Annotated in this window: 28 protein-coding genes, 1 tRNA gene and 1 pseudogene; 19 read left to right on the forward strand and 11 right to left on the reverse strand. The window is 69.2% G+C overall.

Annotated elements, in window-relative coordinates; genetic code table 11:
* Positions 1-33: 33 nt before the first annotated feature.
* Genes ACFYRH_RS09815 through ACFYRH_RS09825 form a run of 3 tightly spaced genes read right to left on the reverse strand, consistent with a single transcriptional unit; the run spans position 34 to position 2,293 of the window.
* Complete coding sequence (locus ACFYRH_RS09815; RefSeq protein WP_387770917.1) at positions 34-699, reverse strand: ABC transporter ATP-binding protein; 666 nt, start codon at positions 697-699, stop codon at positions 34-36.
* Positions 696-1,748 carry a peptidoglycan-binding protein gene (locus ACFYRH_RS09820; protein WP_387771765.1) on the reverse strand — a complete coding sequence of 351 codons (1,053 nt, stop codon included), beginning with the start codon at positions 1,746-1,748 and terminating at the stop codon, positions 696-698. Before ACFYRH_RS09820 ends, ACFYRH_RS09815 begins: the two co-directional genes overlap by 4 nt.
* Positions 1,748-2,293, reverse strand: coding sequence for a hypothetical protein (locus tag ACFYRH_RS09825; protein ID WP_387770920.1), 546 nt, complete (start codon positions 2,291-2,293; stop codon positions 1,748-1,750). The genes ACFYRH_RS09820 and ACFYRH_RS09825 overlap by 1 nt, the downstream gene beginning before the upstream one ends.
* Before the next feature lie 105 nt (positions 2,294-2,398).
* Here ACFYRH_RS09825 and ACFYRH_RS09830 point away from each other — a divergent pair, with 105 nt between their 5' ends.
* The 11 genes and pseudogenes from ACFYRH_RS09830 (at position 2,399) to ACFYRH_RS09880 (ending at position 12,726) form a co-directional block, all read left to right on the forward strand.
* Positions 2,399-3,055 carry a response regulator transcription factor gene (locus ACFYRH_RS09830; RefSeq protein WP_387770923.1) on the forward strand — a complete coding sequence of 219 codons (657 nt, stop codon included), beginning with the start codon at positions 2,399-2,401 and terminating at the stop codon, positions 3,053-3,055.
* Positions 3,052-4,284, forward strand: a complete 1,233-nt coding sequence (locus ACFYRH_RS09835; RefSeq protein WP_387770926.1) for a sensor histidine kinase — start codon at positions 3,052-3,054, stop codon at positions 4,282-4,284. Before ACFYRH_RS09830 ends, ACFYRH_RS09835 begins: the two co-directional genes overlap by 4 nt.
* 10 nt (positions 4,285-4,294) lie before the next feature.
* Positions 4,295-4,663, forward strand: coding sequence for a YciI family protein (locus tag ACFYRH_RS09840; RefSeq protein WP_387770929.1), 369 nt, complete (start codon positions 4,295-4,297; stop codon positions 4,661-4,663).
* Positions 4,660-5,853, forward strand: coding sequence for an RNA polymerase sigma factor (locus ACFYRH_RS09845; protein ID WP_387770932.1), 1,194 nt, complete (start codon positions 4,660-4,662; stop codon positions 5,851-5,853). Before ACFYRH_RS09840 ends, ACFYRH_RS09845 begins: the two co-directional genes overlap by 4 nt.
* Before the next feature lie 29 nt (positions 5,854-5,882).
* Positions 5,883-6,641 carry a methylenetetrahydrofolate reductase gene (locus ACFYRH_RS09850; RefSeq protein ID WP_387770935.1) on the forward strand — a complete coding sequence of 253 codons (759 nt, stop codon included), beginning with the start codon at positions 5,883-5,885 and terminating at the stop codon, positions 6,639-6,641.
* Between the two features lie 193 nt (positions 6,642-6,834).
* Positions 6,835-7,050, forward strand: a pseudogene (locus ACFYRH_RS09855) (4Fe-4S binding protein); the annotation flags it as partial.
* Positions 7,051-7,211: 161 nt separating this feature from the next.
* Positions 7,212-7,706: an NADH-quinone oxidoreductase subunit J gene (locus tag ACFYRH_RS09860; RefSeq protein ID WP_387770938.1), complete on the forward strand. Its 495-nt coding sequence runs from the start codon at positions 7,212-7,214 to the stop codon at positions 7,704-7,706.
* Position 7,707: 1 nt separating this feature from the next.
* Positions 7,708-8,016 (forward strand): NADH-quinone oxidoreductase subunit NuoK, encoded by a 309-nt coding sequence (gene nuoK, locus ACFYRH_RS09865; RefSeq protein WP_387770941.1) that lies wholly within the window; start codon positions 7,708-7,710, stop codon positions 8,014-8,016.
* Positions 8,013-9,776 (forward strand): NADH-quinone oxidoreductase subunit L, encoded by a 1,764-nt coding sequence (locus tag ACFYRH_RS09870; RefSeq protein WP_387770944.1) that lies wholly within the window; start codon positions 8,013-8,015, stop codon positions 9,774-9,776. Before nuoK ends, ACFYRH_RS09870 begins: the two co-directional genes overlap by 4 nt.
* A complete protein-coding gene (locus tag ACFYRH_RS09875; RefSeq protein WP_387770947.1) occupies positions 9,773-11,278 on the forward strand; it encodes a NuoM family protein in 1,506 nt (501 codons plus the stop codon). The genes ACFYRH_RS09870 and ACFYRH_RS09875 overlap by 4 nt, the downstream gene beginning before the upstream one ends.
* Entirely contained in the window at positions 11,263-12,726 is a 1,464-nt protein-coding gene (locus tag ACFYRH_RS09880) for an NADH-quinone oxidoreductase subunit N (RefSeq protein ID WP_387770950.1), read from the forward strand. Before ACFYRH_RS09875 ends, ACFYRH_RS09880 begins: the two co-directional genes overlap by 16 nt.
* Here the strand turns inward: ACFYRH_RS09880 and ACFYRH_RS09885 are convergent.
* Entirely contained in the window at positions 12,710-13,558 is an 849-nt protein-coding gene (locus tag ACFYRH_RS09885) for an arylamine N-acetyltransferase (RefSeq protein WP_387770953.1), read from the reverse strand. The two genes, ACFYRH_RS09880 and ACFYRH_RS09885, sit on opposite strands and share 17 nt — an antisense overlap.
* Positions 13,559-13,577: 19 nt before the next feature.
* Between ACFYRH_RS09885 and ACFYRH_RS09890 the strand changes: the two genes are divergently transcribed.
* Together ACFYRH_RS09890 and ACFYRH_RS09895 are read left to right on the forward strand one after the other, a co-directional pair.
* Entirely contained in the window at positions 13,578-14,114 is a 537-nt protein-coding gene (locus tag ACFYRH_RS09890) for a GNAT family N-acetyltransferase (RefSeq protein ID WP_387770955.1), read from the forward strand.
* 17 nt (positions 14,115-14,131) lie between these two features.
* Entirely contained in the window at positions 14,132-15,145 is a 1,014-nt protein-coding gene (locus ACFYRH_RS09895; RefSeq protein WP_387770958.1) for a lactonase family protein, read from the forward strand.
* A 114-nt stretch (positions 15,146-15,259) separates the two neighbouring features.
* Here ACFYRH_RS09895 and ACFYRH_RS09900 read toward each other — a convergent pair whose 3' ends face one another.
* Complete coding sequence (locus ACFYRH_RS09900) at positions 15,260-15,556, reverse strand: hypothetical protein (protein ID WP_387770961.1); 297 nt, start codon at positions 15,554-15,556, stop codon at positions 15,260-15,262.
* Positions 15,553-16,419 (reverse strand): phytanoyl-CoA dioxygenase family protein, encoded by an 867-nt coding sequence (locus tag ACFYRH_RS09905; RefSeq protein WP_387770964.1) that lies wholly within the window; start codon positions 16,417-16,419, stop codon positions 15,553-15,555. Before ACFYRH_RS09905 ends, ACFYRH_RS09900 begins: the two co-directional genes overlap by 4 nt.
* Before the next feature lie 102 nt (positions 16,420-16,521).
* On the opposite strand from ACFYRH_RS09905, the gene ACFYRH_RS09910 reads away from it, so the two are divergent.
* Entirely contained in the window at positions 16,522-17,301 is a 780-nt protein-coding gene (locus tag ACFYRH_RS09910) for a helix-turn-helix domain-containing protein (RefSeq protein WP_387770967.1), read from the forward strand.
* Between the two features lie 10 nt (positions 17,302-17,311).
* The gene (locus ACFYRH_RS09915) at positions 17,312-18,046 is read left to right on the forward strand and encodes a hypothetical protein (protein WP_387770970.1); all 735 of its coding nucleotides are present in this window, start codon (positions 17,312-17,314) and stop codon (positions 18,044-18,046) included.
* A gap of 4 nt (positions 18,047-18,050) precedes the next feature.
* Here the strand turns inward: ACFYRH_RS09915 and ACFYRH_RS09920 are convergent, their stop codons facing one another.
* Both ACFYRH_RS09920 and ACFYRH_RS09925 read right to left on the reverse strand, forming a co-directional pair.
* Positions 18,051-18,983 carry a phosphotransferase enzyme family protein gene (locus tag ACFYRH_RS09920; RefSeq protein ID WP_387770973.1) on the reverse strand — a complete coding sequence of 311 codons (933 nt, stop codon included), beginning with the start codon at positions 18,981-18,983 and terminating at the stop codon, positions 18,051-18,053.
* 78 nt (positions 18,984-19,061) lie between these two features.
* Positions 19,062-19,553 carry a YajQ family cyclic di-GMP-binding protein gene (locus ACFYRH_RS09925; protein WP_387770976.1) on the reverse strand — a complete coding sequence of 164 codons (492 nt, stop codon included), beginning with the start codon at positions 19,551-19,553 and terminating at the stop codon, positions 19,062-19,064.
* A gap of 83 nt (positions 19,554-19,636) precedes the next feature.
* Between ACFYRH_RS09925 and ACFYRH_RS09930 the strand changes: the two genes are divergently transcribed.
* A tRNA-Tyr gene (locus ACFYRH_RS09930) sits at positions 19,637-19,719 on the forward strand.
* Positions 19,720-19,796: 77 nt separating this feature from the next.
* On the opposite strand, the gene ACFYRH_RS09935 is transcribed toward ACFYRH_RS09930, so the two are convergent.
* The gene (locus ACFYRH_RS09935) at positions 19,797-20,336 is read right to left on the reverse strand and encodes a GNAT family N-acetyltransferase (RefSeq protein ID WP_387770979.1); all 540 of its coding nucleotides are present in this window, start codon (positions 20,334-20,336) and stop codon (positions 19,797-19,799) included.
* Positions 20,337-20,428: 92 nt separating this feature from the next.
* On the reverse strand, positions 20,429-21,409 hold the full coding sequence (locus ACFYRH_RS09940) for a VOC family protein (RefSeq protein ID WP_387770982.1): 981 nt from the start codon (positions 21,407-21,409) through the stop codon (positions 20,429-20,431).
* Positions 21,410-21,599: 190 nt separating this feature from the next.
* Between ACFYRH_RS09940 and ACFYRH_RS09945 the strand changes: the two genes are divergently transcribed.
* Together ACFYRH_RS09945 and ACFYRH_RS09950 are read left to right on the forward strand one after the other, a co-directional pair.
* A complete protein-coding gene (locus ACFYRH_RS09945; RefSeq protein ID WP_387770985.1) occupies positions 21,600-22,691 on the forward strand; it encodes a hypothetical protein in 1,092 nt (363 codons plus the stop codon).
* Complete coding sequence (locus tag ACFYRH_RS09950; protein WP_387770988.1) at positions 22,688-23,206, forward strand: YciI family protein; 519 nt, start codon at positions 22,688-22,690, stop codon at positions 23,204-23,206. The genes ACFYRH_RS09945 and ACFYRH_RS09950 overlap by 4 nt, the downstream gene beginning before the upstream one ends.
* A gap of 133 nt (positions 23,207-23,339) precedes the next feature.
* Here ACFYRH_RS09950 and ACFYRH_RS09955 read toward each other — a convergent pair whose 3' ends face one another.
* A complete protein-coding gene (locus ACFYRH_RS09955) occupies positions 23,340-23,765 on the reverse strand; it encodes a MarR family winged helix-turn-helix transcriptional regulator (protein ID WP_387770991.1) in 426 nt (141 codons plus the stop codon).
* Positions 23,766-23,858: 93 nt separating this feature from the next.
* Between ACFYRH_RS09955 and ACFYRH_RS09960 the strand changes: the two genes are divergently transcribed.
* Complete coding sequence (locus ACFYRH_RS09960) at positions 23,859-24,743, forward strand: LLM class flavin-dependent oxidoreductase (protein ID WP_387770994.1); 885 nt, start codon at positions 23,859-23,861, stop codon at positions 24,741-24,743.
* The last annotated feature ends 10 nt before the right edge of the window (positions 24,744-24,753 follow it).

A 24,753-nucleotide genomic window follows, 5' to 3' on the forward strand; every position in this document is an offset into this window, starting at 1 on the left:
TCAGATCACCAGGTGCGTGGCTGTTCGGGGTGGTCACGGGTGGGTCTCCTCGGTGATGTGGCCGTCGCGCATGTGGATCTGGCGGGGGAGAGCGGCGGCGATGTCTCGGTCGTGGGTGATGACGACGACGGTGGTGCCGGCGGCGTGCAGGTCGTGGAGGAGTTGCATGACACCGGCGCCGGAGGCTGAGTCGAGGGCCCCGGTCGGCTCGTCGGCGAGGAGTACGGCGGGTTCGCCGGCGACTGCCCGCGCCACGGCGACGCGTTGCCGTTCGCCGCCGGACAGTTCGTGTGGCTCGTGGTCCAGCCGGTGCCCGAGACCGACCCTTTTCAGGGCGGCCGCGGCGCGCTTGCGGCGTACCGGGCGCCGGAGCCCGGAGTACAGCAAGCCGTCGGCGACGTTGTCGATCGCCCGTACCCCGGCCGCCAGATGGAACTGCTGGAACACGAACCCGATCCGCGTCGCCCGCAGCGCGGACAGCCCGGCGTCGGACAGCCGGGCCACGTCGTACCGGTCGATCCGGACGGTGCCCGAGGTCGGCCGGTCGAGGGTGCCGAGAACGTTCAGCATCGTGGACTTCCCGGAACCGGACGGCCCGACGATCGCGACCAACTCACCGCGATCGATCCGCAGGTCCACGCCGGCCAGCGCGAGCACCCCGCCCGGGTACCGCTTGGTCACCGCGGTCAGCTCGATCATTTCGGCATCCCGACCGTGGTCCCGGCCTTGATGCCGGCGCCGCTGATCTCGACCTGGCCGTTGGCGAACAGGCCGGTCTTCACCGGCACGTACCGCGACGCCGTGCCGTCCGTGACCTCGACCCCGAACCCGCCTTCCCGGAGCGCGACCAGGGCCGCAACCGGAACGGTCAGCACGTTTTTCCGTTCCGAGGCGGTGAAGGTGACGTCGGTGGCCGCCGACGACCAGGCCGAAACCGCTTTCTGGTCTGCGATCGCGACGATGACCTCGACCTTGGTTTCCGGATCCTTGTCCGGGCTGTCCGCCGGAACGATCACCGTGGAGACTTTCTGGATCGTGCCCGGAACGGATTTTCCGTCCGGCAGCGCGACGCTGACCGCCGCGTTCGGCGTCGCCAGCCGCTGGTCGGCGGCGTCCAGCTCGACGGTGACGGCGCGCGTCGTGCCGGTATAGGTGAGCACCGGCTGATTCGGAGCGAGTGGCGAACCTTCCTGTGCCTGCACACTGTCGACCCGGACATGCCCGGGCGCGAACAACACCTGGCCGAGCTCGACCACCCCCGTCTCGTCCAGACCGAGATCGTCCTGCCATTCCTCGACCGCCGCGGCCGTGGCGTCGGTGTACTCGTCGTCCACGGTGAACCCGGAGTACCCCATCGCCTTCAGGTTCTCCTCGAGCTGCAGTACGTCGTCGCCCTCGGTCCCGACGGCGAGCCGCCGGTACGCCGGGAGCGCGCCGTACAGCAGCGTGGTCGGCTTGTTGTCGATGCTGTACACGGTGTTCCCGCGCCGCAGCTCCTGCCCGCCGTCGGGTACTGCGGTCACAGTTCCGGCGACCCGGTTGACCGCGGAGGACGTCGTACCGAAGCCGAGCCGGCCGTCCTCGGTCTCGGTGTCCTCGAGCGTCTGCTGGGTGACCTTGGCGGTGTTGACCGGTACGGCCCGCGCGGCCGATTTCGTTGCCTGGCCGGTGTCGCCCCGGTTGACCAGGAACGCGCTTGCGGCGCCCCCGGCGGCCAGGACGACCACGACCGTCAGTGCCTTGCGCATCACTTGGCCGCCAGGATGCTCTGGCAGGCGTCCTGCGCCTTCTGGAAGTCGGGATCGTCGGCGACGCCCGGGCCGATCATGATTCCGCGCTGGTCCGGCTTCGGGTCCGGAAACTTCTCGACACCGTTCTTGCGCATGCATTCCGCGTACTTGCGGCCGTTTTCCTGCTGCTGCGGATTGGGGCCGCCCTCCGACTGCGGGTTGTACTGCTGACAGGCCTGCATCGCCTTGTCGACCTGCTCCCGGGACACGCCGGAGTTCTTGTCGAACTTCAGCATCGGTCCCTTGCCGGGCTCGGGGTCCGGGACGTTCAGGCCCTGCTCACGCAGGCACTGGGTGAACTTCACCGCCCTCTCGTCCTGGCTGAGACTGGCGGGCGCGCTGCCGGCCGCGTTGCTCGGCTCCGTCGACTGCCCCTGCGCGCCCGACGCGACCTCGGCGTCCGGCTTGTCCGCGCCGCAACCGGTCAACAGGACGGCGGCCGCCAGTACGGTCGCGGCCAGGAGGCGGGCGGACCGCAGCGTGGCCGGGATGGTGTTGCGCATTGGTGCTCCTCTCGTTTCCGGAAACCTTCCGGCAGCGGCCGTTTCCGGGCCGTTTCCGAGTTCGGAAACGCCGCGGAAACAACGCCGTCGGGGATCATGGGATCCGTGCGGGTACTGGTGGTCGAGGACGAACCGTTGCTGGCGGCAGCGATCGCGGAGTGGTTGCGCGACGACGCCCACGCCGTCGACGTGGCCGGTGACGGCGGCGCTGCCCTGGAACGGCTGGCGGTGAACGAGTACGACGTACTCGTGCTGGATCGCGACATTCCGGTCGTGCACGGCGACGACGTGTGCCGGAAACTCGTGGATTCCGGTTCCGCCACCCGGGTGCTGATGCTGACCGCCGCGGCAGCCGTCACGGATCGGGTGGCAGGGCTCGGTCTGGGCGCGGACGACTACCTGACCAAGCCGTTCGCGTTCGCCGAACTGGCGGCGCGGGTGCTCGCGCTCGGGCGCCGGAGCCGCCCGGCCGACCCGCCGGTACTGCGCCGTGCCGGAGTGGCCCTTGACCCGGCCCGGCACGAGGTGTTCCGCGACGGCCGGTACGTGCCGTTGTCGAAGAAGGAGTTCGCCGTACTCGCGGAGCTGCTGCGGGCCGACGGCGCGACCGTGTCGGCCGAACAACTGCTGGAGAAGGCATGGGACGAGCACGTGGACCCGTTCACCGGAGCGGTCCGGCTGACGATCCTGAAACTGCGCCGGAAACTGGGCGAACCGGGACTCGTCGAGACCGTCACCGGCGTCGGCTACCGCATCCCGTGAGCCGGCTCTCCCTGCGAGGGCGGCTGACGCTGCTGTACGGCGGCCTGTTCATGGTGGCCGGGGTCGTCCTGCTCGGCGTCACGTATGCGCTGTTCTCCGCCAATCTCGGCCAGCAGTACCGCGTGATCGTGCAGGGCACCTACCTCAGCCCACCCACCGGCGGGACGGCGACCGGACGACAGACCCCGGCTCGGTTGCCGCAGCCGAAGGGATCGAACCAGGTCTTCGTCCTGAACAAGGACGGCGACGTGCTGACCGGTTCGGACGCCGAGCGGGTGATGCAACAGCAACGGGAGCAGGTCCGGCAGGCCGCGATCAAGGCGATGCTGACCCAGGGGAGCATCGCGCTGGTCGCCGTGGGCGCGCTGGCTGCCGGCTTCGGCTGGCTGGTCGCCGGCCGGGTCCTGGCGCCGCTGCATCGGGTGACCGACACGGCTCGGCGGATCGCCGCCTCGCCCTCCGCGCTGCACGAGCGGATCGGACTGACAGGGCCGGACGACGAGGTGAAGAACCTGGCCGACGCCTTCGACACGATGGTCGAGCGGCTGGACCATTCGTTCGACGGCCAGCGCCGGTTCGTCGCCAACGCGTCGCACGAGCTGCGGACCCCGCTGACGCTCGGGCGGGCGCTGGTGGAGGTCGCGATGCATCGGCGTACGGCGTCCGCGGACGTGAAGGAGCTGGGCGAGAGCCTGCTGACGATCACTACGCGCCACGAGCAGCTGATCGAGGGGTTGCTGATCCTCGCCGACTCGGAAAAGCAGCTCACGACGTCGTACCCCGTGAATCTGAGCGACATCGTCACGCATGTCGCGAGCCAGGTGAGTTCCGAAGCCGCCACGGCCGGCGTGGAGGTGATCCGCGGCCCGGGCGACGCACCGACCCGAGGCGACGCGCTGCTCCTCGAACGCCTCGTCCACAACCTGGTCGAGAACGGCATTCGCCACAACAACGGTGGTTGGGTTCGAGTGCTCAGCCGGACGACAGGCGATCGAGCCGAGCTCCACGTGTCGAACACCGGCCCCGAGATCCCGCCGTACGAGGTGGAGAGCCTCTTCAAGCCGTTCTACCGCCTCGGCGCCGAGCGGCTGGTCGGCGGGAAAGGCGCCGGTCTGGGCTTGTCGATCGTGCGTTCGGTCGCCGAGGCGCATGGTGGAAGCGTCACCGCCGTACCGCGGCCCGGGGGCGGGCTGGAAATTACCGTGGTGCTGCCTGTCGATCCGGGCTGAATCCGTTCGTATGGATGACGAGAAGGAGGCAACGATGACGCAGTACCTGCTCAGCATCTACCAGCCCGACGGCCCGCCGCCCGAACCCGAAGTCCTCGACCCGATCCTGCGCGACCTGCAGACGCTCAACGAGGAGATGCGGTCCGCCGGCGTCTGGGTGTTCGCCGCGGGCCTGCACCCGCCGGACACCGCCACCGTCCTCACGGCGAACGACGGCGAGGTCCTGATCACCGACGGCCCGTTCACCGAGGGCAAGGAACACCTCGGCGGCTTCACCGTCATCGAGGTGGCCGACCTGGACGCCGCTCTGCACTGGGCCCGCCGCTTCGCCGAAGTCCTCCGCAACCTGTCGATCGAAGTGCGGCCGTTCCAGTCGTGACCGACTTCGCCGCGATCTTCCGGGCCGAGCACGGACGGGCCGTCGCCGTGCTGACCCGGGTGTTCGGCGACCTGGAGATCGCGGAGGACGCGGTACAGGACGCGTTCGCCACGGCGCTGGAGAAGTGGCCCGCGAACGGCGTACCGCCGAGTCCGGCCGGCTGGATCATCACCACCGCGCGGAATCGCGCGATCGACCGCCTGCGCCGCGAGTCCGCGCGCGCCGGCAAACAAGCCGAGGCAGCGCTGCTGCACGCCCAGGACGAGCCGGAGGAGGAAGGTGCCGTGCACGACGACCGCCTCCGGCTGATCTTCACCTGCTGCCACCCGGCGCTCGCGCTGAACGTCCGCGTCGCCCTCACCCTCCGGATGCTCGGTGGCCTGACCACCGCCGAGATCGCGCACGCGTTCCTCGTCCCCGAGCCGACGATGGCCCAGCGACTCGTCCGCGCCAAGGCCAAGATCCGCGCGGCCGGCATCCCGTACCGGATCCCGGCCGAGGCCGACCTCCCCGACCGTGTCCGCGGCGTCCTCGCCGTCGTCTACCTGATCTTCAACGAGGGGTACGCCGCTTCGTCCGGCGACTCGCTCGTTCGCGACGAGCTCGCCGTCGAAGCCATCCGCCTGGGCCGTCTGCTCGTCGACCTGATGCCCGACGAGCCCGAGGCGGCCGGTCTCCTCGCCCTGATGCTCCTGCAGCACTCCCGCCGCCCCGCCCGCGTCGCTGCCGACGGCTCACTCGTCCGCCTCGCTGACCAGAACCGCGGCCTCTGGGACCGCGAGCTGATCGACGAGGGCCAGGAACTGGTCCGCCGATGCCTGCGCCGAAACCACCCAGGCCCGTACCAGCTCCAGGCCGCCGTCAACGCCGTGCACGCCGACGCCCGCACCGCCGAGGCGACCGACTGGCGTCAGATCCTGCAGCTGTACGACCACCTGCTCGCCCTGGTCCCGTCCCCGGTGGTAGCCCTCAACCGAGCCGTAGTCGTCGCCGAACTCGAAGGCCCGGCCGCGGCCCTCGCCCTCGTCGACGACCTGTCCCTCGACTCCTACTACCTCTTCCACGCCATCCGAGCCGACCTGCTCACCCAGCTCGGCCGCATCTCCGAGGCTCAGGACGCGTACGGGACCGCGCTCACCCTCACCTCCAACCGGGCCGAACAAGACTTCCTCCGTGGACAGCCCGGATAGCGCACGCGCCTTTTCTGTAGGGTCCAGTCGTGCGGGGATTCGAGTTGATCTGTGAAGTGGAGCCGCCGACCCGTCCGGACCTGAAGAAGGTCCGGCACCAGATCGGGGTGATGAGCCCGATCGCCGACGGCTTCCTGATCCCGGACAACCACATCGGCCGGGCGACCGTCTCCAGCGTCGCGGTGGCGAACGAGGTGCAGCTGATGGGCGCCCGCGGCATCGCCTGCCTGAACTCGCGGGACCGCAATCTCCTCGGGTTCCGGCGGGACCTGCTGACCGCCGCGGCGTACGGCGTCGAGCAGTTCCTGTTCGTGCACGGGGACGACCCGGCCGAGGGCGCGCGCACCAGCCAGCTGACGGTACGCCGGATGATCGAGCAGGCCCGCGAGACGTCGTACCCGGGGTACAACCCGTTCAAGGTCGGTGCCGCCACGCGCCTGCGACCCGTCCCGCGCTGGAAGGCCGAGGCCGACTTCCTCTACGTCCAGGTCAGCTACGACCTCGACGAGTTGCTCCGCTGGCGCGAGTCGGTCGCGCTGGACATCCCGGTGTACGCCGGGGTGATGGTGCTCGCCTCGGCCCAGATGGCCCGCAACCTCGCGGCCCTGCCGCAGCTGACGATCCCGGCGAGCCTGATCGAGGCCGTGCAGAGCGATCGCGACGCCGGCGTCGACCATGCCTGCGAGCAGATCCTGAAGATCCGTGACTCGGGGGCCTTCGACGGCGTTCACCTGGTACCGGTGAGCCGCTACCGCCAGGTCGCGGCCCGGCTCGAACGCGAGCTGTAGGGGCACCAAATCGCGGCATGAAACGCTAGTGTCCTGATTAACAGACGGGAGGTGGAACGTGGGGCTGCCTGGCAAGGGGCTGGTCGAGGGACTGAAGGTCACCGCGAGGACGCTGGCCCGTCGGTCCGTCACCGAGCAGTATCCGGACGTTCTGCCGGAGCTGCCGCCGCGGAGCCGGGGCGTCATCGCGCTGATGGAGGAGAACTGCACCTCCTGCATGCTGTGCGCGCGGGAGTGCCCGAGCTGGTGCATCTACATCGACTCGCACACCGAGACCGCGCCGTCGGTCGGTGAGCAGGCGCGGGAACGCAGCCGAAACGTACTGGACCGGTTCGCGATCGACTTCAGCCTCTGCATGTACTGCGGGATCTGTATCGAGGCCTGCCCGTTCGACGCGCTGTTCTGGTCGCCGGAATTCGAGTACGCCGAGACCGACATCCGCAACCTGACGCACGAGAAGGACCGCCTCCGCGACTGGATGTGGACTGTCCCGGCGCCGCAACCCATCGACCCTGGCCCACCCGAGCAGGTGGCAGAGGAGATTCCGGAGCAGACCCCAGAGGACGAGGCGTGACCACAGTCCTGTTCTCCGTCGCCGGCGTGGTGGCGGTGGCCGCCGCCGTCCTCGTCGTCACCTCCCGCCGGATCGTGCACGCCGCCCTTTGGCTGGTCGTCGCGCTCGGCGCGGTGGCCGGCTGCTTCGGTGCCCTGCACGCCGAGTTCGTGGCGCTGGTCCAGATCCTGGTGTACGTCGGCGCGATCGTCGTACTCGTCCTGTTCGCGCTGATGCTCACGAAGGCACCGACCAACCCGCTGCCCGGCCTCACCACCGGCCGGAGCCCGTTCGCGGCCGTGGTCGCGGCGGTCCTCGCGCTGGTCCTCGGCTCCGGCATCGTGCTTGCCTTTGGCAACGAGAAGATCAAGCCGGTGCCGGACGGATCGGCGCAGGCCGTCGGCACGAATGTGTTCAGGACCTGGGTGCTCCCGTTCGAAGTCCTCTCGGTTCTCCTGCTGGCGGCGCTGATCGGTGCGATCGCCCTGTCGGTGCGGAAGAAGGAGGACTGACGTGCCGCTGATCCTCCCCCTGCTGCTGGCCGTCGTCCTGTTCTGCATCGGTGTGTACGGCGTGCTCGCGCGCCGGAACGTGATCACGATGCTGATGTCGTTCGAGCTGATGCTGAACGCGGTGAACCTGAACCTGGTCGCCTTCGACGCCTGGCGGCTCGACGAGGGCACCGGTCAGACGCTCGCGGTGTTCGTGATCACGCTGGCCGCGGCCGAGATCGGTCTCGGCCTGGCGATCGTGCTGCTGTTGTTCCGCGGTCACGGCCACGTCGACGCCGACGCGGCCCGGGACCTGGAGGAAGCGTCGTGATCGCCACTGTCTGGCGGGTTGTCGGCGTCAGCTTCTCGTTGCTGATCCTGCTGTTCGCCGCTCTGTTGCACGGCGCGAGTCCGGATCAGGCCGCTTTCCTGAACTCCTCGGTCGGCGATCTCACGATCGGCTTCGCCGTGCGGAACGACGACCTGACCGTTCTGCTGCTGACGGTCGTCGGCGTCGTCGCGACGTGCGTCCAGGTGTACTCCCTCGGATACCTGCATCAGCGCCCGGCGTCGTACCACGCACTGGTCACCTTGTTCACCGCGGCGATGGTGACCGTGGTGGTCTCGGACAGCCTGTTCCTGCTCCTGATCGGGTGGGAGGTGATGGGCGCCTGCTCGTACCTGCTGATCGGTCACTACTGGGAACGTCGCGACGCCCGGTCCGGCGCGGTGAAGGCGTTCCTGATGACCCGGTTCGCGGACGTCGGTTTCCTGTTCGGCATCTTCGTGCTCGGCGTCGGTGCGCACACTTTCCGGATTTCCGAACTCGATCCGGCGAAGATCTCGCCCGCCGTGCTGACCACCGGAACGTTGCTGCTGCTGGTCGGCGTGGTCGGAAAGTCCGCACAGGTTCCGTTGCAGACCTGGCTCCCGGACGCGATGCCCGGTCCGAGCCCGGTCAGTGCGCTGATCCACGCGGCGACGATGGTCGCCGCGGGCGTCTTCCTGATCGCGCGGATGTACAACGTCTTCTCCGCGTCGCACACGACGCTCACGGTGCTGGCGATCGTCGCCTGCGTGACGATGCTGTTCTCCGCGCTCTGCGCGATGGCAGCGGTCGAGGTGAAGCGGGTGCTGGCCTGGTCGACGGTCAGCCAGCTCGCGATCATGTTTTCCGCACTTTCCCTGGGGACCGCGCACGGTCGGCACGCCGCGCTCTTCCATCTCGTCACACACGCCGCCTTCAAGGGACTCCTGTTCCTCTGCGCCGGCGTGCTCCTGCATCAGGTCGGCAGCGCGGCGATCGTCGTACTCCGTCGGTACACCCGCCGTGGACGGTTGCGGAAAGCGTTGCGGGTCACCTTCGTCACGATGACGATCGGGCTGGCCTCGCTGGCCGGCGTACCGGGGTTCGCCGGGTTCTTCTCCAAGGACGCCGTGATCGACGCGGCCTGGGAGAAGGCGCGGGACGGCTCGGCGGTCGGGTGGGTCGTGCTGATCTCGGTCTGTCTGACCGCGGCGTTCACTGCCTTCTACTGCATGCGCCTGTGGCTGTGGGTGTTCTTCCGCACGCCAGCTCTGGCTGCCGGCGCGGGCGCCTTCGAGGACGGCGATGCGTCCGCCGAGCTGGACGATCCCGACACTTCCAAGCTGCGTGACGCGCCCTGGGTGATGCTCGCACCACTCGTCCTGCTCGCCATCGGCGCGATCACCCTCGGGTACGCCGATGGCGCGCACCTCGACTGGGTCATCGGACTGATCTCCACCGCGCTCGTGATTCTCGGCGCGCTGCCGGCGTACTCGTTGTGGCGCCGCGGTGCGGATCCGCGGCCGGTCGTCCTGGAGCGTGAGTTCGGCGTGGACCCGGCGTACCACGCTCTGATCGTCGTGCCGGTGCGCTGGCTGGCGCAGCTGACCGTCGCGGGCGACCGCGACGTCATCGGTGCTTACGTCCGGGCGGCCGGACGGTCGGGGACTCTGGTGTCGCAGGGGTTCCGGCGGCTGCAGACCGGGAACGTACAGACCTACCTGACCGCGGCCGTGATCGGTGTCGTCGCCTTGGCCGTGCTGGCGGGGGTGATCGGCGCGTGAACGCGATCCTGCTCGCCGTACTGGCGCTGCCGCTGCTCGCCGCGATGGCGTTGTGGGCGATCCCGCCGGCGATCGGGGACCGCCTGGCCGCGACGTACGGCTCGGTGATCTCCGGGCTGGTGCTGATCGGGTCGGTGCTGCTCTGGCCGCGGACCAGCGGCGGCTGGTTCGCGTACGCGCCGCGGAACGGCCCGGCCACCGAGATCGACATACCGTGGATCCCGTCGCTCGGCGTCCGATTCCATGTCGGCGTCGACGCGATCTCGGCGCCGCTGATCGTGCTCACCGCGCTGCTGACCTTCCTGTGCTGCCTGTACTCGCTGAAGATCACCCCGAGGATCGGCCGGACCCGCTCGCTGATCGCGCTGCTGCTGGTGATCGAGACCGGCGTGATCGGGACGTTCTCGGCGCTCGACCTGGTGCTGTTCTTCGTCTGCTTCGAGATCGTGCTGATCCCGATGTGGCTGGTGATCGACATCTGGGGCGACCACCACGACCCGGCCGGGCGGAAGCGGGCCGCGAACACGTTCGTCCTGATGACCGTACTCGGGTCGGCGCTGATGCTGCTCGGGTTCCTGCTGGTCCAGCGGGTCGCCGGGACGTTCGACATCGTGCAGCTGACCGCCTCGCCGGTGCGCGGCGGGCACGGGGTTCCGTTGGCCGCGGCGCTGCTGATCGCGATCGGGCTGGCGGTGAAGGTGCCGCTCTGGCCGCTGCACATCTGGCTGCCGGACGCGCACGCGAAGGCGCCGACGGTGGGCTCGGTGCTGCTCGCGGGCGTGCTGCTGAAGATGGGGACGTACGGTCTGATCCGGATCCTGGTCCCGGTCCTGCCGGACGCGACCGCGACCATCGCGCCGTACCTGGGCGCCTTCGCGACCGTGGCGGTCGTCGCCGGGTCGCTGGCCTGTCTGGCGCAGACCGACGTGAAGCGGCTGATCGCCTACTCGAGCGTCGGGCACATGGGCTTCATCGTGCTCGGGATCGCGACGATGTCACCGGCCGGTCTGCGCGGGGCGTTGTTCGCGAACATCGCCCACGGCGTGATCACCGGCCTGCTGTTCTTCCTCGCCGGAGCAATCAAGGATCGGCACGACACCAGTGACCTGCGGGCGATCGGGCGGGCCCTGTACGCGCGGTTGCCGCGGATCGCGGCGCTGCTGACGTTCGCCTGTCTGGCGTCGCTCGGGCTGCCCGGGCTGGCCGGGTTCTGGGGCGAGATGCTGGTCCTGCTCGGGGCCTACCGCCCGGCGCCGTGGTTGCCGCGGACAACGTTCCTGGTGTTCATGGTGGTCGCCGGGCTCGGCACGGTTCTGACCGCGGCGTACTTCCTGCGCTTGATCCGCAACCTCTGCCAGGGCGACCCGGCGGAGAACCCACCGGCCGCGTTCGCGGTGGACCTCAGCCGCATCGAGCTGATCACCTGGGCACCGCTCATCACACTGACAGTCCTGCTCGGCGTGTGGCCCGGCCTTCTTCTGGCGCAATGGGGGTCCTTGTGAGTCTGACCTGGACCGACTGGCAGGCGATTGCGGTGCCGGTGGTGCTGGCGATCGGCGCGGTCGCCGTACTGCTGATCGACAGTTTCTGGAAGAGTGCGTCGGCCGAGCTGCGGCATACCGTGGTCACGTTGCTGACCAGCGCGGTGATCCTGTTCGGGCTGGTGTTCGTGTGGGCGCAGCGGGACGACTTCAAGCCCGCGTTCTGCCGGCCGGAGGTCGAAGGACCGGCGCGGTGCAGTTTGGTCTTCGAGCCGTTGACGGCCGGGTTGTGGGCGGTGCTGCTGGTCGGTGGGCTCAGCGTGGTCGGCCTCTCGGCGTACCGCTTGCTCGCCGCCGACATACCGATCGGGGAATACCACTTCCTGCTGCTGAGCGCGTTGACCGGTGCGACCGTGCTGGCCGGCGCGCGGGATCTCGCGACGCTGGTGATCGCGCTCGAGGTGGTGTCGCTGCCGAGCTTCGCGATGGTCGCGCTCCGGCGGGACCGGCGCGGCTCCGAGGGCGCGATGAAGGCGTTCCTGGTGTCGGTGCTGTCGACCGCGGTGATGCTCTTCGGCGTCTCCTACCTGTACGGCGTCACCGGGTCGCTGTACCTCGGCACGGTGGCGAACCGGTTGACCGGACTTGACCCGGATCTTCGCCGCGTCGCGTTCGCGGCCGGGCTGTTCGTGATCGTCGGCTTCGCGTTCAAGATCGCCGCGGTGCCGTTCCACGCCTGGCTGCCGGACACGTATGTCGGGGCGCCGATCGAGGTCACCACGTTCCTCGCGGTGGTGTCGAAATCGGCCGGGGTCGCCGGGCTGCTGGTGCTGGTGACGGCCGGGATCGCACCGGCCGGGTCGGAACTGCGAACGGCGGTCGCGATCCTCGCCGCCGTCACGATGACGGTCGGCAACCTGGCCGCGCTGCGTCAGGTCGAGGCGGTCCGCCTGCTCGCCTGGTCGTCGATCGGTCAGGTCGGATTCCTGCTCGCGCCGCTGGCGGTGGGCGACGCGCAGGCGGTCGTCGGCTACCTCGCGGCGTACGTCGTGGTCACGGCCGGCGCCTTCGGTGCAGTGGCCGTCGTGCAACGGCACCGTCCCGGCGGTCAGCTCAGCGACTACCGCGGCATGGTCCGCTCCGAGCCCGGGCTGGCCGCGGCGCTGATCTTCTTCCTGGTCGTCCTGGCCGGTCTCCCGCCGGGGCTCGCGGGCCTGTTCACCAAGTTCGCCGCGTTCCAGGCCGTCATCGACGCCCACCTCGGCTGGCTCGCGATCGTGATGGCGATCAACGTGATGATCGGCCTCGCCGTCTACCTGCGCTGGGTCGCCGAACTCTTCCGGCTGCCGGCCGACGACCCGTTCTCGGTCGACATCGAGTCCCCGGCCGTCGCGATGATCTCGCTCTGCGCCGCGGTCACCGCCGTCGTCTCGGTCCTCCCCAGCATCCTGTTCACCCTCGCGACCTAGCCTGGAACTCCTCGTACTGCGTCCACACCCGGCGCCACAATGCGTCGCGGTCGGCCTGGGTGTAGTGGGGGAGTGGGAGACGGAACACGTCGGCCAGTGCCTGGAAGTAGCTCCGGGGATCTTCGAGCAGCGTGTTGTCGACGCGGTCGGCGAAGGTCTCGCTCAGGCCCACAGAGCGCAGTACGACGACCGATTCCGGCGTACGCCGGAACGCGGAAGCGGTCCGGACGAACGGGGACGTGGGGTCCGCGGACAGATACGCGTGCTGGTCGGCGAACGCATCCAACGTGACGACTGCGGACTCGAAGTCCATCCCGATCAGGTTCGCACGCGGGTCGTGGTCCAGCCGCCACCCGTCGGTCTTCTCGGACGGCCGCAGGCGCACCACGAAGGGGTACTGCGCTGCCTCGCCGGGCTCGAGCGGCATCGGCTGCCGCAACCCGTCACCCAGGCCGGCGTCCACGAGCCAGACCCGCTCCGGGTCCTCGACCAACCCGCTGACCGTCAGCACCAGATGGCTGCCGTCGACACCACCGGGCCGGTTCACCGTCTGTACGCCGCCGCGGTGCATCCGCACGCGATACCCGAGCTCGGTGAGCAGCAGCGCGAAGGTTCCGTTCAGCTGGAAGCAGTACCCGCCGGCTTCGCGCGCGATGATCCGCTTCGCCACCTCCTCCGGATCCAACGGTCCGCCCGGGACGAGCTGGTACTGCACCGTCTCGTACGGCACCTGGTCGACGAATGCCTCGTGCAACGCGGTCAATGCCTCCAGTCGCGGCGGACCGTCGTACCGCTCGACACCGATCCGTTGCAACATCCCAGCCGTGTCCATGCGGCCTAGGCTAGATCGCGTGATCGACGTTCTCGACGGAGTGGCAGCTATCGATATCGCCGACCAACTCGGCGAGGTGTTCGGCGCGGCCTTCGGTGCGCCTGGGTACGAAGACACACAGTCCGACGGCGCCGCCTTCGCGGCCGAGCAGCTGCCGGCGCACGCCGCCCGCGACGACTTCAAGCTGGTCACCGCGCAGGTCGACGGTGCGGTGGCCGGCTTCGCGTACGGGTTCACCGGGCAGCGTGGTCAGTGGTGGCCGGATCGGGTCGCGCAGGCCGTCAGCGCCGAGCTCGCGGCGGAATGGATCGGCGGGCACTTCGAGGTCGTCGAGCTCGCGGTCGTCCCCGGCGCCCAGGGCCGCTGCCTGGGGACCGCGCTGATGGGGGAGCTGATGCTCGACCTCCCACACCGCAAGGCGTTGCTCACGACGTATGTCGACGACCGTCCGGCGCCGCGGCTGTACCGGCGGATGGGCTGGCAGGTGCTCGTGCCGGATCTCGGCTGGGGCTCGTCGCTCTACGGTCTGGACAGGGGAGTGCCCGTCGGCCGCTGACCTGGCAATGTATGGCCATGACCTCTGAGCGGATCTATGTCGGGAGCTACACCAGTCAGCCCGGTGGTGGGGACGGGATCGCGTTCGGGCCACTGGACGCGATCGAGCCGGTGGTGACCACCGTCGACCCGTCGTTCCTGGTCAGGTCCGCGGACGGGCGCTTCCTGTACGCCACGAACGAGGAGGAGGGCGGTCAGGTCGCGGCGTTCGCGATCCAGCCCGACAACGGGCTCGAGCTGCTGAACCAGCAGCCCACGAACGGCATGCACCCGTGCCACCTCGACATCGACCCCTCGGGCCGGTACCTGCTGTCCGCGAACTACACGTCCGGGTCGATCGCGATCCACCCGATCAACGACAACGGTGCCCTCGGCGACGCGACGCAGTACCTGCAGCGGGAAGGATCCGGCCCGAACAAGGAGCGGCAGGAGGGTCCGCACGCGCACCAGATCGCGTTCGACCCGGCCGGTGCGTACGTGTTCGACATCGACCTCGGATCCGACACGGTCTACTCGTCGACACTGAGCTCGGACGGTCAGCTCGCCGAGGTCGACCGGCTGCACATCCACCCGGGCGCCGGCCCGCGGCACATGGTGTTCCACCCGGGCGCGGGCGCGGCGTACGTGATCAACGAGCTCGACTCGACGCTGACCGTCTGCAACTACGCCGAGGGGAAGCTGCAGATCGTGCAGACCGCGTCGACCCGGCCGGCCGACTCGCCCGGCGAGAATTTTCCGGCGGAACTGCTGATCTCCGCGGACGGCCGCTTCCTGTACGGCTCGAACCGCGGCGACAACACGATCGCGGTGTTCGCGATCGCCGCCGACGGGCTCGGCGTCGAGTTGGTGCAGACCATCTCGTCAGGCGGCGACTGGCCGCGGCACCTCGCCTTCGGCGCCAACGGGAACACGCTGTACGCCGCGAACGAGCGCTCCGGCCAGATCGCCACGTTCACCGTCGACGACGGCCGCCTGACGCAGGAGGGCGACCCCGTCAGCTGGCCGAAGCCGGTCTGCATCCTCCCGGTCTGAACGCGACGCGGACCTGCACCACTCACCAACCTCCGCCGCCGGCGAGGCGGCACGCTCAGCGCCGCCGGGCCGGCGGGCTGTGGCGTGGGTTGCCGAGTGGCGCAGGTCCGGGTGTCAGACGAGCTTCTCGAAGAAGAACTCGTGCTTGAGGAACGAGGTGTCGTACTCGTGCCCCGGGTACGGCGGGTTCAGCTGCGACGCCTGGAACAGCCGCCAGCCGTCCTTGAGCGCGTCGAGGCCGGTCGCGTACGGCGGCTCGTCGCCGTCACCCGTGGTGGGGTGCGTCGCGCCGGTTCCGTCGTACTCCGACCAGCCGACCGTCCGCGCGTCCAGCGCGGACGAGGCCAGGTAGAGCACCAGCACCTTCTGCCGCAGGCCGGTCTGCAGGGGGTTCTCGGCGGTCGCGGTCATGCCATCTCCTTCTTACCGGCGGCGTGCGGGTTGTTGACGCGGTCGGCCACCACGCGCTGCGGGCGGTTGGACACGCGGGTGACCCAGTAGTTCGGGTCGTAGGTGTCGTCGCCGCTGAGGGCGCGCCACAGCAGGATGCGGTTGTACCGCTCCAGCCGGCCGGTGGCGTTCTCGTACCACGGGAAGTTCTGCTCCAGTTCGGCCGCGACCGCCTCGTCGTACAGGTCGTCGGTGTTCCACAGCCGGACCTGACGGACGGTCGGGTTGAACCGGATCTTGAACATGTAGCGGTCGATGTCGCTGTCGTTCTTGCGGCCGCCGTGCCAGATGCCGTGGTGCAGGAACTGGACGGTTCCGGCCGGGCAGACCAGCCGGGTCTGGCCGAGCAGGTTCTGGTAGCGGCCGGTGTCGGACTCGTTGGTCCGGCGCAGGTGGCTGCCGGGAACGCTGAGCGTCCCGCCCATCTCGAGCGTCACGTCCTGCGGGTAGTACATCAGCTGGACATCGAAGGCGTCGGTGCGGACGTCGATGATCGCGTCACCGTGCAGGTTCTGCGCCTCGCCCTCGTGCGCCTTGCGGATGTGGACCGCGTGGTGGTCCACGGTCGGCTCCGGGCCGACCAGACTGTGGATCGCGCCGGCCACCTCGGGCAGTTGCACCAGCCGCTGGACGAACTCGCTGTCCACGAACGCCTCCGACAGCGGGGTGCCGTACGGAACCCCCGGAATGCCGTTCTTCAGGACCTCGATCGCCTGCTGGTTCATCTCGTCCGGTACGACGGCGTCCATCCGGAGCGCGCCGGTCGCGACGAAATGCGCCACCTGGACGGAGGTGAGCAGATGCTTGCGATGCGGATGGGGCATGGAGACTCCCTGTTCGCGGTAGTGGTCACTACTCCTCCATTCTGCGGTTGTCCGTCGTTGTCTCGCGTGGGTTGTGATCACTACTGGTGGTAAATTTTCACCGTGATCGCTCTCCACCTGCAGACCCCGCCGGAGGTGCTGAACGCCGGCGCCGGGATCCACGGGGTGCGCAAGCTGCGCGACGTCTTCCGGTTGCCGGACCTCTGGCAGCTGCACCTGTACAACTACTCCGCCGAACTGACCCTGCTCGGTACGACGTATTCCGTAGCGCCCGGGTACGTCTCGCTGACGCCGGCCGGAACGCAGGTGCAGTTCGACTACCGCGGCCGTTCCGAACATCTGTACGCGCATTTCCGGCCGGTCGAGCTGGGAGAGCCGTCGTACCTTCCGGTGGTCCAGGACGCGGGCGACGCGGCGCCGCTGCTGTCGCGGTTGCTGCGATCCGCGATCGAGTCCTCCCCGTCCGGGTCGGCCCGCACCACCGCGGAGGTGTGGACCGCGCTCTGGCGGATCGCCGAACTGACGCCGGCCGCCCAGGAAGCCGGTCACCCGGCGGTGGCCACCGCGATCGCGCACATCGAGGCCAACCTCGCGCAGCCGCTCGCGGTTCCCGAGCTGGCCCGGTTGGCCGGCGTTTCGCACAACCATCTGACCCGGCTGTTCCAGGCCGAGACCGGGCAGACCGTGATCGCGTACGTCCGGACCCGCCGGATGGCGCGCGCCCGGCACCTGCTCGTGTCGTCGACGCTGTCGATCCCGGCGATCGCCGCGTCGGTGGGGGTACCGGACCTGCAGGCGTTCAACAAGACGTGCCGGCGGGAGCTGGGCGCGTCGCCGCGGTCGGTCCGTCATGCCATGACCGTGACCGGGGTGCAGGGTTAGCGTTCGGGACATGTACGAACTGATCCCGGTCGCCGACGGTCCGCAGTACGACGAAGAGGCTGAGCAGCGCTTCAGCGAGGAGTGGCCGGAGTTCATCTTCCACGACGTCGAGGTGGGGCGGTGGCGCGAGCGGCGCGTGCAGTACTTCCCGGAGTGGGAGTTCTACCTGGTGTCGTCGGACGATCGGCTGATCGCCGGGTGCTGGGGCGTGCCGATCGCGTGGGACGGGACGGTGGCGGACCTGCCCGGTGGGTTCACCGACTCGCTGGCGCGTTCGGTGACGGGGTACGAGGCGGGCGTCGTACCGAACACCTTCGTACTGATGGCGGCCGCTGTCCGTTCCGACGAGCAGGGGCAGGGTCATGCGGGCCGCGTCATCACCGCCGTCCGCGACCGCGCCGTCGCCGGCGGTCTGCCGCAGGTCATCGCGCCCGTCCGCCCGACGTTGAAGTCGAGCTACCCGTTGACGCCGATCGAGACCTTCATGACCTGGACCCGCGACGACGGCCTCCCCCTCGACCCCTGGCTCCGCACCCACGTCCGCCTCGGCGCCACCCTCCTCGCCCCGGCCCCCGCCTCCCAAACCATGACCGGCACCGTCGCCGACTGGGAACAGTGGACCAAGATGCCCTTCCCCACCACCGGCACCTACACCATCCCCGCCGGCCTCACCACCCTGGAAATCAACCGCGAATCCAACACCGGCACCTACACGGAACCCAACATCTGGCTCCGCCACGCCTAGCGGGCTACGCGACTGCGAGGGCGGCTAGGCCGGTGCTGAGGATGCCTCTGGTTACTTCGAGGCAGTAGGGCTCGTCGGGGCCGGTGAGGGCCTGGTGGGACCAGCCGATGACGTCTTCGAAGGCTCGGACGTGGCGGTAGTAGCGGACTGCCTCCTCGTCGATGTCGTGGGGGCCGTATCCCGCGAGAAAAGCCTGCAGCTGGCCGGGGGTGGTGGGGCCGACGTCGCCCATTCCGCCGAGCATGAACATCAGGTCCTGCTCCCGCGGCGCGTAGATCACGTCGTCCCAGTCGATCAAATGCAGAGCGTCGTCGACCAGGACGTTGCCGATGTGCGGATCTCCGTGACACACGACCCGCGGCCCACTCGGTGCCGGCGGGCGATTGGTGAGCAGGTCCGCGATGACCTCGTCGTACTGCTTCCACACCGCGGCCAGCTCCTCCTCGACGTCTCCCTCGGGAGTCTCGAGTCGCGTGCGGACCTCCTCGGCCAGCGCCGGCGTCCGCGCGTCGATATGACTGTGTTTCGGCAACGCGTCCCGCAACCGCGCCGGCGGCTCCGAGTCATGCACCCGCCGCAGCAGTACGCCGTACTCCGCCCACTGCTCGTCCGTCAGCCCGGTGTCCGCCGCGCGCACACCGTCGATCCACGGCGTGACCGTCAACCGCTTCTTGGCCCCGTGGAACGTCCACAGCCCACCCTCGGTGGTCCGGATCATCTCCGGTACGCCGGGCAGACCGCTGTCCGCCAGGAACGCCGCGACCTGATGACCCGTGTTCGTACCCGCACCGCTCCACTTCACGGCGTACGCGTTGGTCGCCGTACTCATCTTCCAGACCTGCGCGGCGACGTCCGCCCCGTGCGCGACCGGTGTGAGCTCCACCACCTCGAGCCCGAAGTCCGCCAGCAACCACTTCCGCAGCAACGTGTCACCCACGCCCGCCAGCATGCCCGGCCACCGGCCCGGGTGGCGAGCCGATTACCGGGCCGGCCGGCTGCTGTGGGGTGCTCGGGGTCAGCGGTAGTTCACGAACTGGACCGCGAAGTCGTAGTCCTGGCCCTTGATCAGCGCCTGGACCGCCTGCAGGTCGTCACGGCTCTTGCTGGACACCCGCAGTTCGTCGCCCTGGATCTGCGCCTTGACCCCCTTCGGGCCCTCGTCGCGGATCAGCTTCGAGATCTTCTTCGCGTTCTCCTGCGTGATCCCGGCGTCGATCGTCGCGTTGATCTTGTAGATCTTCCCGGACAGCTTCGGCTCGTCGGCCTCCAGCCCCTTGAGCGAGATCTGCCGCTTCACCAGCTTGTCCTTGAACACGTCCAGGACGGCGCTCACCCGCTCCTCGGTGTTCGCCTGCATGTCGATCGCGTCGCCGGACCACTTGATCCCGGCGTCCACGTTCTTGAAGTCGAACCGCTGGCTGATCTCCTTCGCCGCCTGGTTCACGGCGTTGTCCACCTCCTGACGGTCCACCTTGTTCACGATGTCGAAGGAGGACTCCGAAGCCATGGGCACTTCCTTTCCGATTTGCTGTCAGGGCCACTACCTGTTGTATCGTCTCCCACGCCGGTTCACGAACCGGCAGCCACCCTGGCGGGTTGCCCGAGCGGCCAAAGGGAGCAGACTGTAAATCTGTCGGCGTATGCCTACGCAGGTTCGAACCCTGCACCCGCCACGCGTGTGAGAAGTGGCCCGTGACCTGCGGAAACGCAGCTCGCGGGCCACTGTCGTACCCGGGGTTCGGCCCGCGGGTCAGGCTCTCGCGCTGCGCTCGATTCGGTACAGAACGTTCGGACGCAGCGGGCCTTCGGGCTCGGTCGGGTCGTCGAAGTCGTCGGCCGGGTCCCGGGTCATGCCGATCCGGCGCATCACTGCCTGGGACCGGAGGTTGGTGGCAGTCGTGACGGCGAGGATCTCGGAGAGTTCGAGCGTCTCGAAGCCGAAGGCCAGGCTGGCCCGGGCGGCCTCGGTGGCGTAACCGTGCCCCCAGGCCGAGCGGGCGAGCCGCCAGCCGATCTCCACGCCCTCGAACGGCATACCGTCATCCACCGGGTCCAAGCCCGCGAAGCCGATGAACTCGCCCGTGGTTCGCACCTGAACCGCCCACCATCCGTAGCCGCGTTCGTCGAACTCGGCCTGGAACCGCGCCACGGAGGCATCGCTCTGTTCGCGGGTGAGCAGATCGCCCAGGTGCTCCCGCACCTCGGGATCGGCGTTCATCGCGGCCCACGGTTCGAGGTCGGAGTCCCGCCATCGACGGAGCACGAGGCGATCGGTCTGCAGTTCAGCCATGCCGCCCAGCCAACGCGAACGCCGTACCCGGGACAATCCATTTTCCTCGGGACGGCGCTGGGTGGTTCAGCAGCCTGGTGTGGTGATCTCGGCTATTCGCCCTTGTAGCAAAGGCAGAACGGGTGGCCGGCCGGGTCGGCGTACACGGGGCAGCTGCCGCCCTGGGGCGGGAGCATCGTCCCGCCGAGCTCGAGCGCGAGGCGTTCCTTCGCGGCGCGGTCGTCGACGCCGACGTCGAAGTGCATCTGCGGCGGAGCGGCAGGGTCGGGCCAGCGCGGTGGCCGATAGCCGGGGACGCGCTGCAGGGCGATCATCGGGAGCCGGCCGTCGTCGCGGGCGATCACGATCCGGTCGGGAGAGTTCTCGACCGTACGCGGCATGTCCAGTACGCCGCCCCAGAATCGCGCGAGTGGTGAGGGGTCGGCGCAGTCGATCACCACGCGGATGAGCGTGCCGAGCCGGTCCGTGGGTTCGGTGAGGCCGGGATAAAGACAGAACGGATGGCCGACCGGGTCGGCGTACACGCGCCGGCCGGGAAACTCCTCCAGCTTCGTCGCCCCGTTCTCGAGTACGGCGTGCTCGGCCGCGTCGAGGTCCGCGACGAGCACGTCGAGATGGATCTGCGTCGGTCGATCACCGTCGCGCCAGCGCGGCGGACGCATCGCGCCCTCGCCTGGTGCGACCTGTCCGTGGCAGAGCTTCGTGTAGAACGCGCGGAGCTCGTCCTCCCGCTCGTCGGGACAGCCGACGACGACCCAGAACCGTGCGTCCTGTTCGTCGGGGTCGACCGAGGTGCCGACGACCTTGGCGCCTTCGTCGAGCACCACGCTGACGAATGCCTGTCCACGGTCGCCGTTCAGGACAACCCGGATCAGGTGATCGTTGACCTGCCGTGCGTCGGTCAGCGTCCGGTCCGAACCCGCGAACTCCTCCAGCCTCGGCCGCCACGTCCCGGCGATCCACGGACCCGGATCCCATCCGTCGAGACCGCTGACCGCATTGGCTGCTGGAACGTCCATCCGCTCCAGCGCTTCAACCCAGCGGCGGGCGGCGGCTACGCGATCTGGAGACATCTCGGCAGTCTCACCCGGGCGGCCCGGGTGAGCAAGCCTCGGGCGCTGGCGCGGCCGGCTGCGGGTGTCGAGGGTGCCGAGGGTCAGGGCCGTGGAGATGGTGACGGCATCGTACGGTTGGGGTCCGGGAATAAGGGCGGGAGCGACGCGGGTTGCGTGCTACGTCGGAGTGTTGAGGAAAGGCCGGAGGATGAAACCCACCGAGTTCGTGAAGGTCAACGGGCAGTTCTGGGGCGAGCACCTGAAGGGTGTGGCCGGGCATCTGCCGGTGAGCCATCGGACCGAGCTGCCGGGGCCGATGCTGTTTCCGCGGATGATGGTGCTGACCGAGACGCCGGACTGGAACATCCTCGAGCTCGTCGGGCTGAGCCGCGAGTACCGGAGCCTCGAAGTACGCCGGCAGAAACTGGCGAGCGTCGAGGAGTACTTCGGGCTCGGCGACGGCGGCACCGTGGTCGCGAACCTCGAAGGCGAGAACTGGTTCAAGGACGCCACGATCGCCACCCAGGCCGGACGGCAAGCGCTGGACGAGCGTTTCCCGACCGCCGCGAACATGCTCGGCAACGAGGTCGTCGGACCGGCGGAGGAACTGCTGCGGTTCGCGCCCGGCAACTACACGACCTTCGACCGGGCGCTGCTCGTGCACACCGCGGGTGACTCGCTGCGGGCGCACTGGGTGTTCTTCGCGCTGGCCATCCACCGCTCGGAGCCGGCCGACAAGTACCTCGATTTCCTGCGCAGCTACACCAGCTCCCAGCCGCACCTGGACCCGGCCGGCACGATCAGCCTGCCGGTCGACGCGGAAACGCTGAAGGCCGACGCGTTCGAGAGCACGTACCTCGCGCACGGCCTGCAGGACTCGACCGTCGACGAGTTCCTCGACAAGCACGAGAGCATCCTGCTGTCCGCGCTCGGCGCCACGAAGCTCGTCCGGCAGCCGGCGCTCGGCGACACGCACCCCGACTTCATTCTCGAGCGCGCGGACGGCAGCCACATCGTCGGCCGGCTGGAGCTCCCGGTCGTCGACACGGTCAACGGGAAGAAGCGCCGCCGCGTGTTCCGTACGCCGGTCCAGGACAGCGCCGCCGAGCTCGCGCGCGCCGCGGAGTACCTCGCGAACCCGGAGCAGCGTTCCCAGGTGAAGTCGAAGTACGACGTCGACGTGACCGACCCGCGGCAGCTCGTGATCGTCGCGAGCCAGGAGCCGGTCCCGCCGACCGCCGGTGTCGAGGTCGTCGATTACGACACGATCCTCCGGCTGCACCTGGCCGCCGGGGCGTGACGCGGTACTTCGTCCACGGCCGGGACCGCTCCGGTTCCGGCGCGGTGAAGGCCCGGTTGACCGAGGAACACTGGGCCTTCATGGACGGGTACGCCGCGGAGCTGATCGCCCGCGGTCCGACCCTCACCGAGGACCGTGAGGAGTCCACGGGCAGCCTGCACATCGTCGATCTCCCTGACGGCGAAGCGCTGAAGACCTTCGTGTACGACGAGCCGTACTACCTCGGCGGCGCATTCGACACGGTCGACATCTACCGCTTCGCCGACCACACCGGCCGCACGATGTGGGAGTTCACCACCGCGGTCGAGGGCTACGGCCGCTTCCTCGTCCTCACCAAGGACGCCCCGAAGCCGCTCACCTCGGACCATCTGATCCTGTACGGCGACCTTCTCGACGGCGATCGCCACGTGGGCCGAGCCGCCTTGGTGGAAGCCCCGGACGCAGCGGCCGCCGCGCGCTTGATCGAGGCGGACGACGCCGAAGTCCACCCGTGGGAGTTCGGCGGCAGGCGGTAGCGAGTTGGCCACGCCGCCACCGCCACGTCAGGAACTCCGGCCGATGTGGTCCCGCAGGCGACGCCGGCCGCTGACCCGGTGGCCACGCCGCGACTGACCAGCCGGTCCGCGACCTGGTCGGCAGCGTTGCCCGTCAGGTGCGCGCGGCGATGGTCTGCAAGGCGGTGGTGAGGGTACGCCGGGTTGCGGGCGGTAGGTCCGCGGTCAGGGTCTCGATGCGGGCGACGACCGCGTCGTGGGCCTCGTGGGCGAGGTCCTTGCCCGCGGTGGTGAGCTCGATGTGGCACGCCCGCCGGTCGCTGGGATTCGGGATCCGCGCGACGAGCGTCCGGCGCTCCAACCGGTCGACCATGCTGGTCAGGCTGGACCGTTCGATGCCCAGGATGCGGCTCAGTTCGGTCATACCGAGCGGGCCGGTGAGCAGCACGCACAGGAGATGGGCCTGCTGCGGGGTGAGTCCGAGCGGGCGGCTGCTCTCGGCGTGCACGTCCTGCAGCCGGTGCATCGTCTGCACCAGCGCACTCGCCAGGTCCTGGTCCCGGGCCGTCGTCGTCGCCATGGGCCCATGATAGTCCGCTGGCCTAATAGTTTGTGGTTCTAAGTTTCTGTGCTACTACTAGTTAGGACATCGAACTATCTCGAGGAGCGGGTCATGAACGTGCGGTTCGGCTACGGATCACCCGACAGCGTCCGGGATGTCGCGGACATCGTGAGGTTCGCGCAGCAGGCGGATCGCGACGGCCTCGACCATCTGAGCCTCTCCGACCACCCGTACGTCCCGAATCTGCTCGACGGGTACGCCGCCATCGCTTTCCTGCTCGGTCGCACCGAGCGGCTGTCCGCGTTCGTCAACGTCACGAACCTGCCGCTGCGTCCGGCCCCGGTGCTCGCCCGGACGGCAACCTCACTGTCGGCGCTTTCCGGCGGCCGCTTCATCCTCGGTCTCGGCGCCGGCGGTGCTTGGGACCGGATCACCACGATGGGCGTGCCCGAGCTGCGGCCGGCCGCCGCGGTCGAGGCGTTCGAGGAAGCCATGCAGCTCGTGCACGGACTGTCCGACGGCGGTCACCCGGCGCCGACCAAGCACTACCCGATCGGTGAGCTCCGCCCGGCGCCGGTGCCCGCCCCGCTGATCTGGACCGGCTCGAACGGCCCGAAATCGCTTGCCGCCACGGGTCGGCAGGCCGACGGCTGGATCCCCGGCCGCGCCGCCGACTGGCTGAGTGACCGCTACCGCCGGTCTCGCCCGCTGATTGACGAGGCCGCGCTCGCCGTCGGCCGGAAACCGTCGGACGTGGCGACCATCTACAACTTCCCCGGCACGATCACCGCTGCGCCGCTGCGCAGTACCCGCGACGAGGACGGTCGCTGGATCGGCGGCTCTCCGGCGCAGTGGATCGAGGAACTCACCGACGCGGTCCTGAACCACAACGCCGCCGGCTTCACACTGTTTCCGGGACGTTCCGAGCCGTACGACGTCCAGCTCGCCCGGTGGTCCCAGGAAATCGTACCGGCGGTCCGCGCGGCGATCAGCTGATGAAACGCGG

The sequence above is a fragment of the Kribbella sp. NPDC004875 genome (assembly GCF_042873375.1).
Classification (GTDB): Bacteria; Actinomycetota; Actinomycetes; order Propionibacteriales; family Kribbellaceae; genus Kribbella.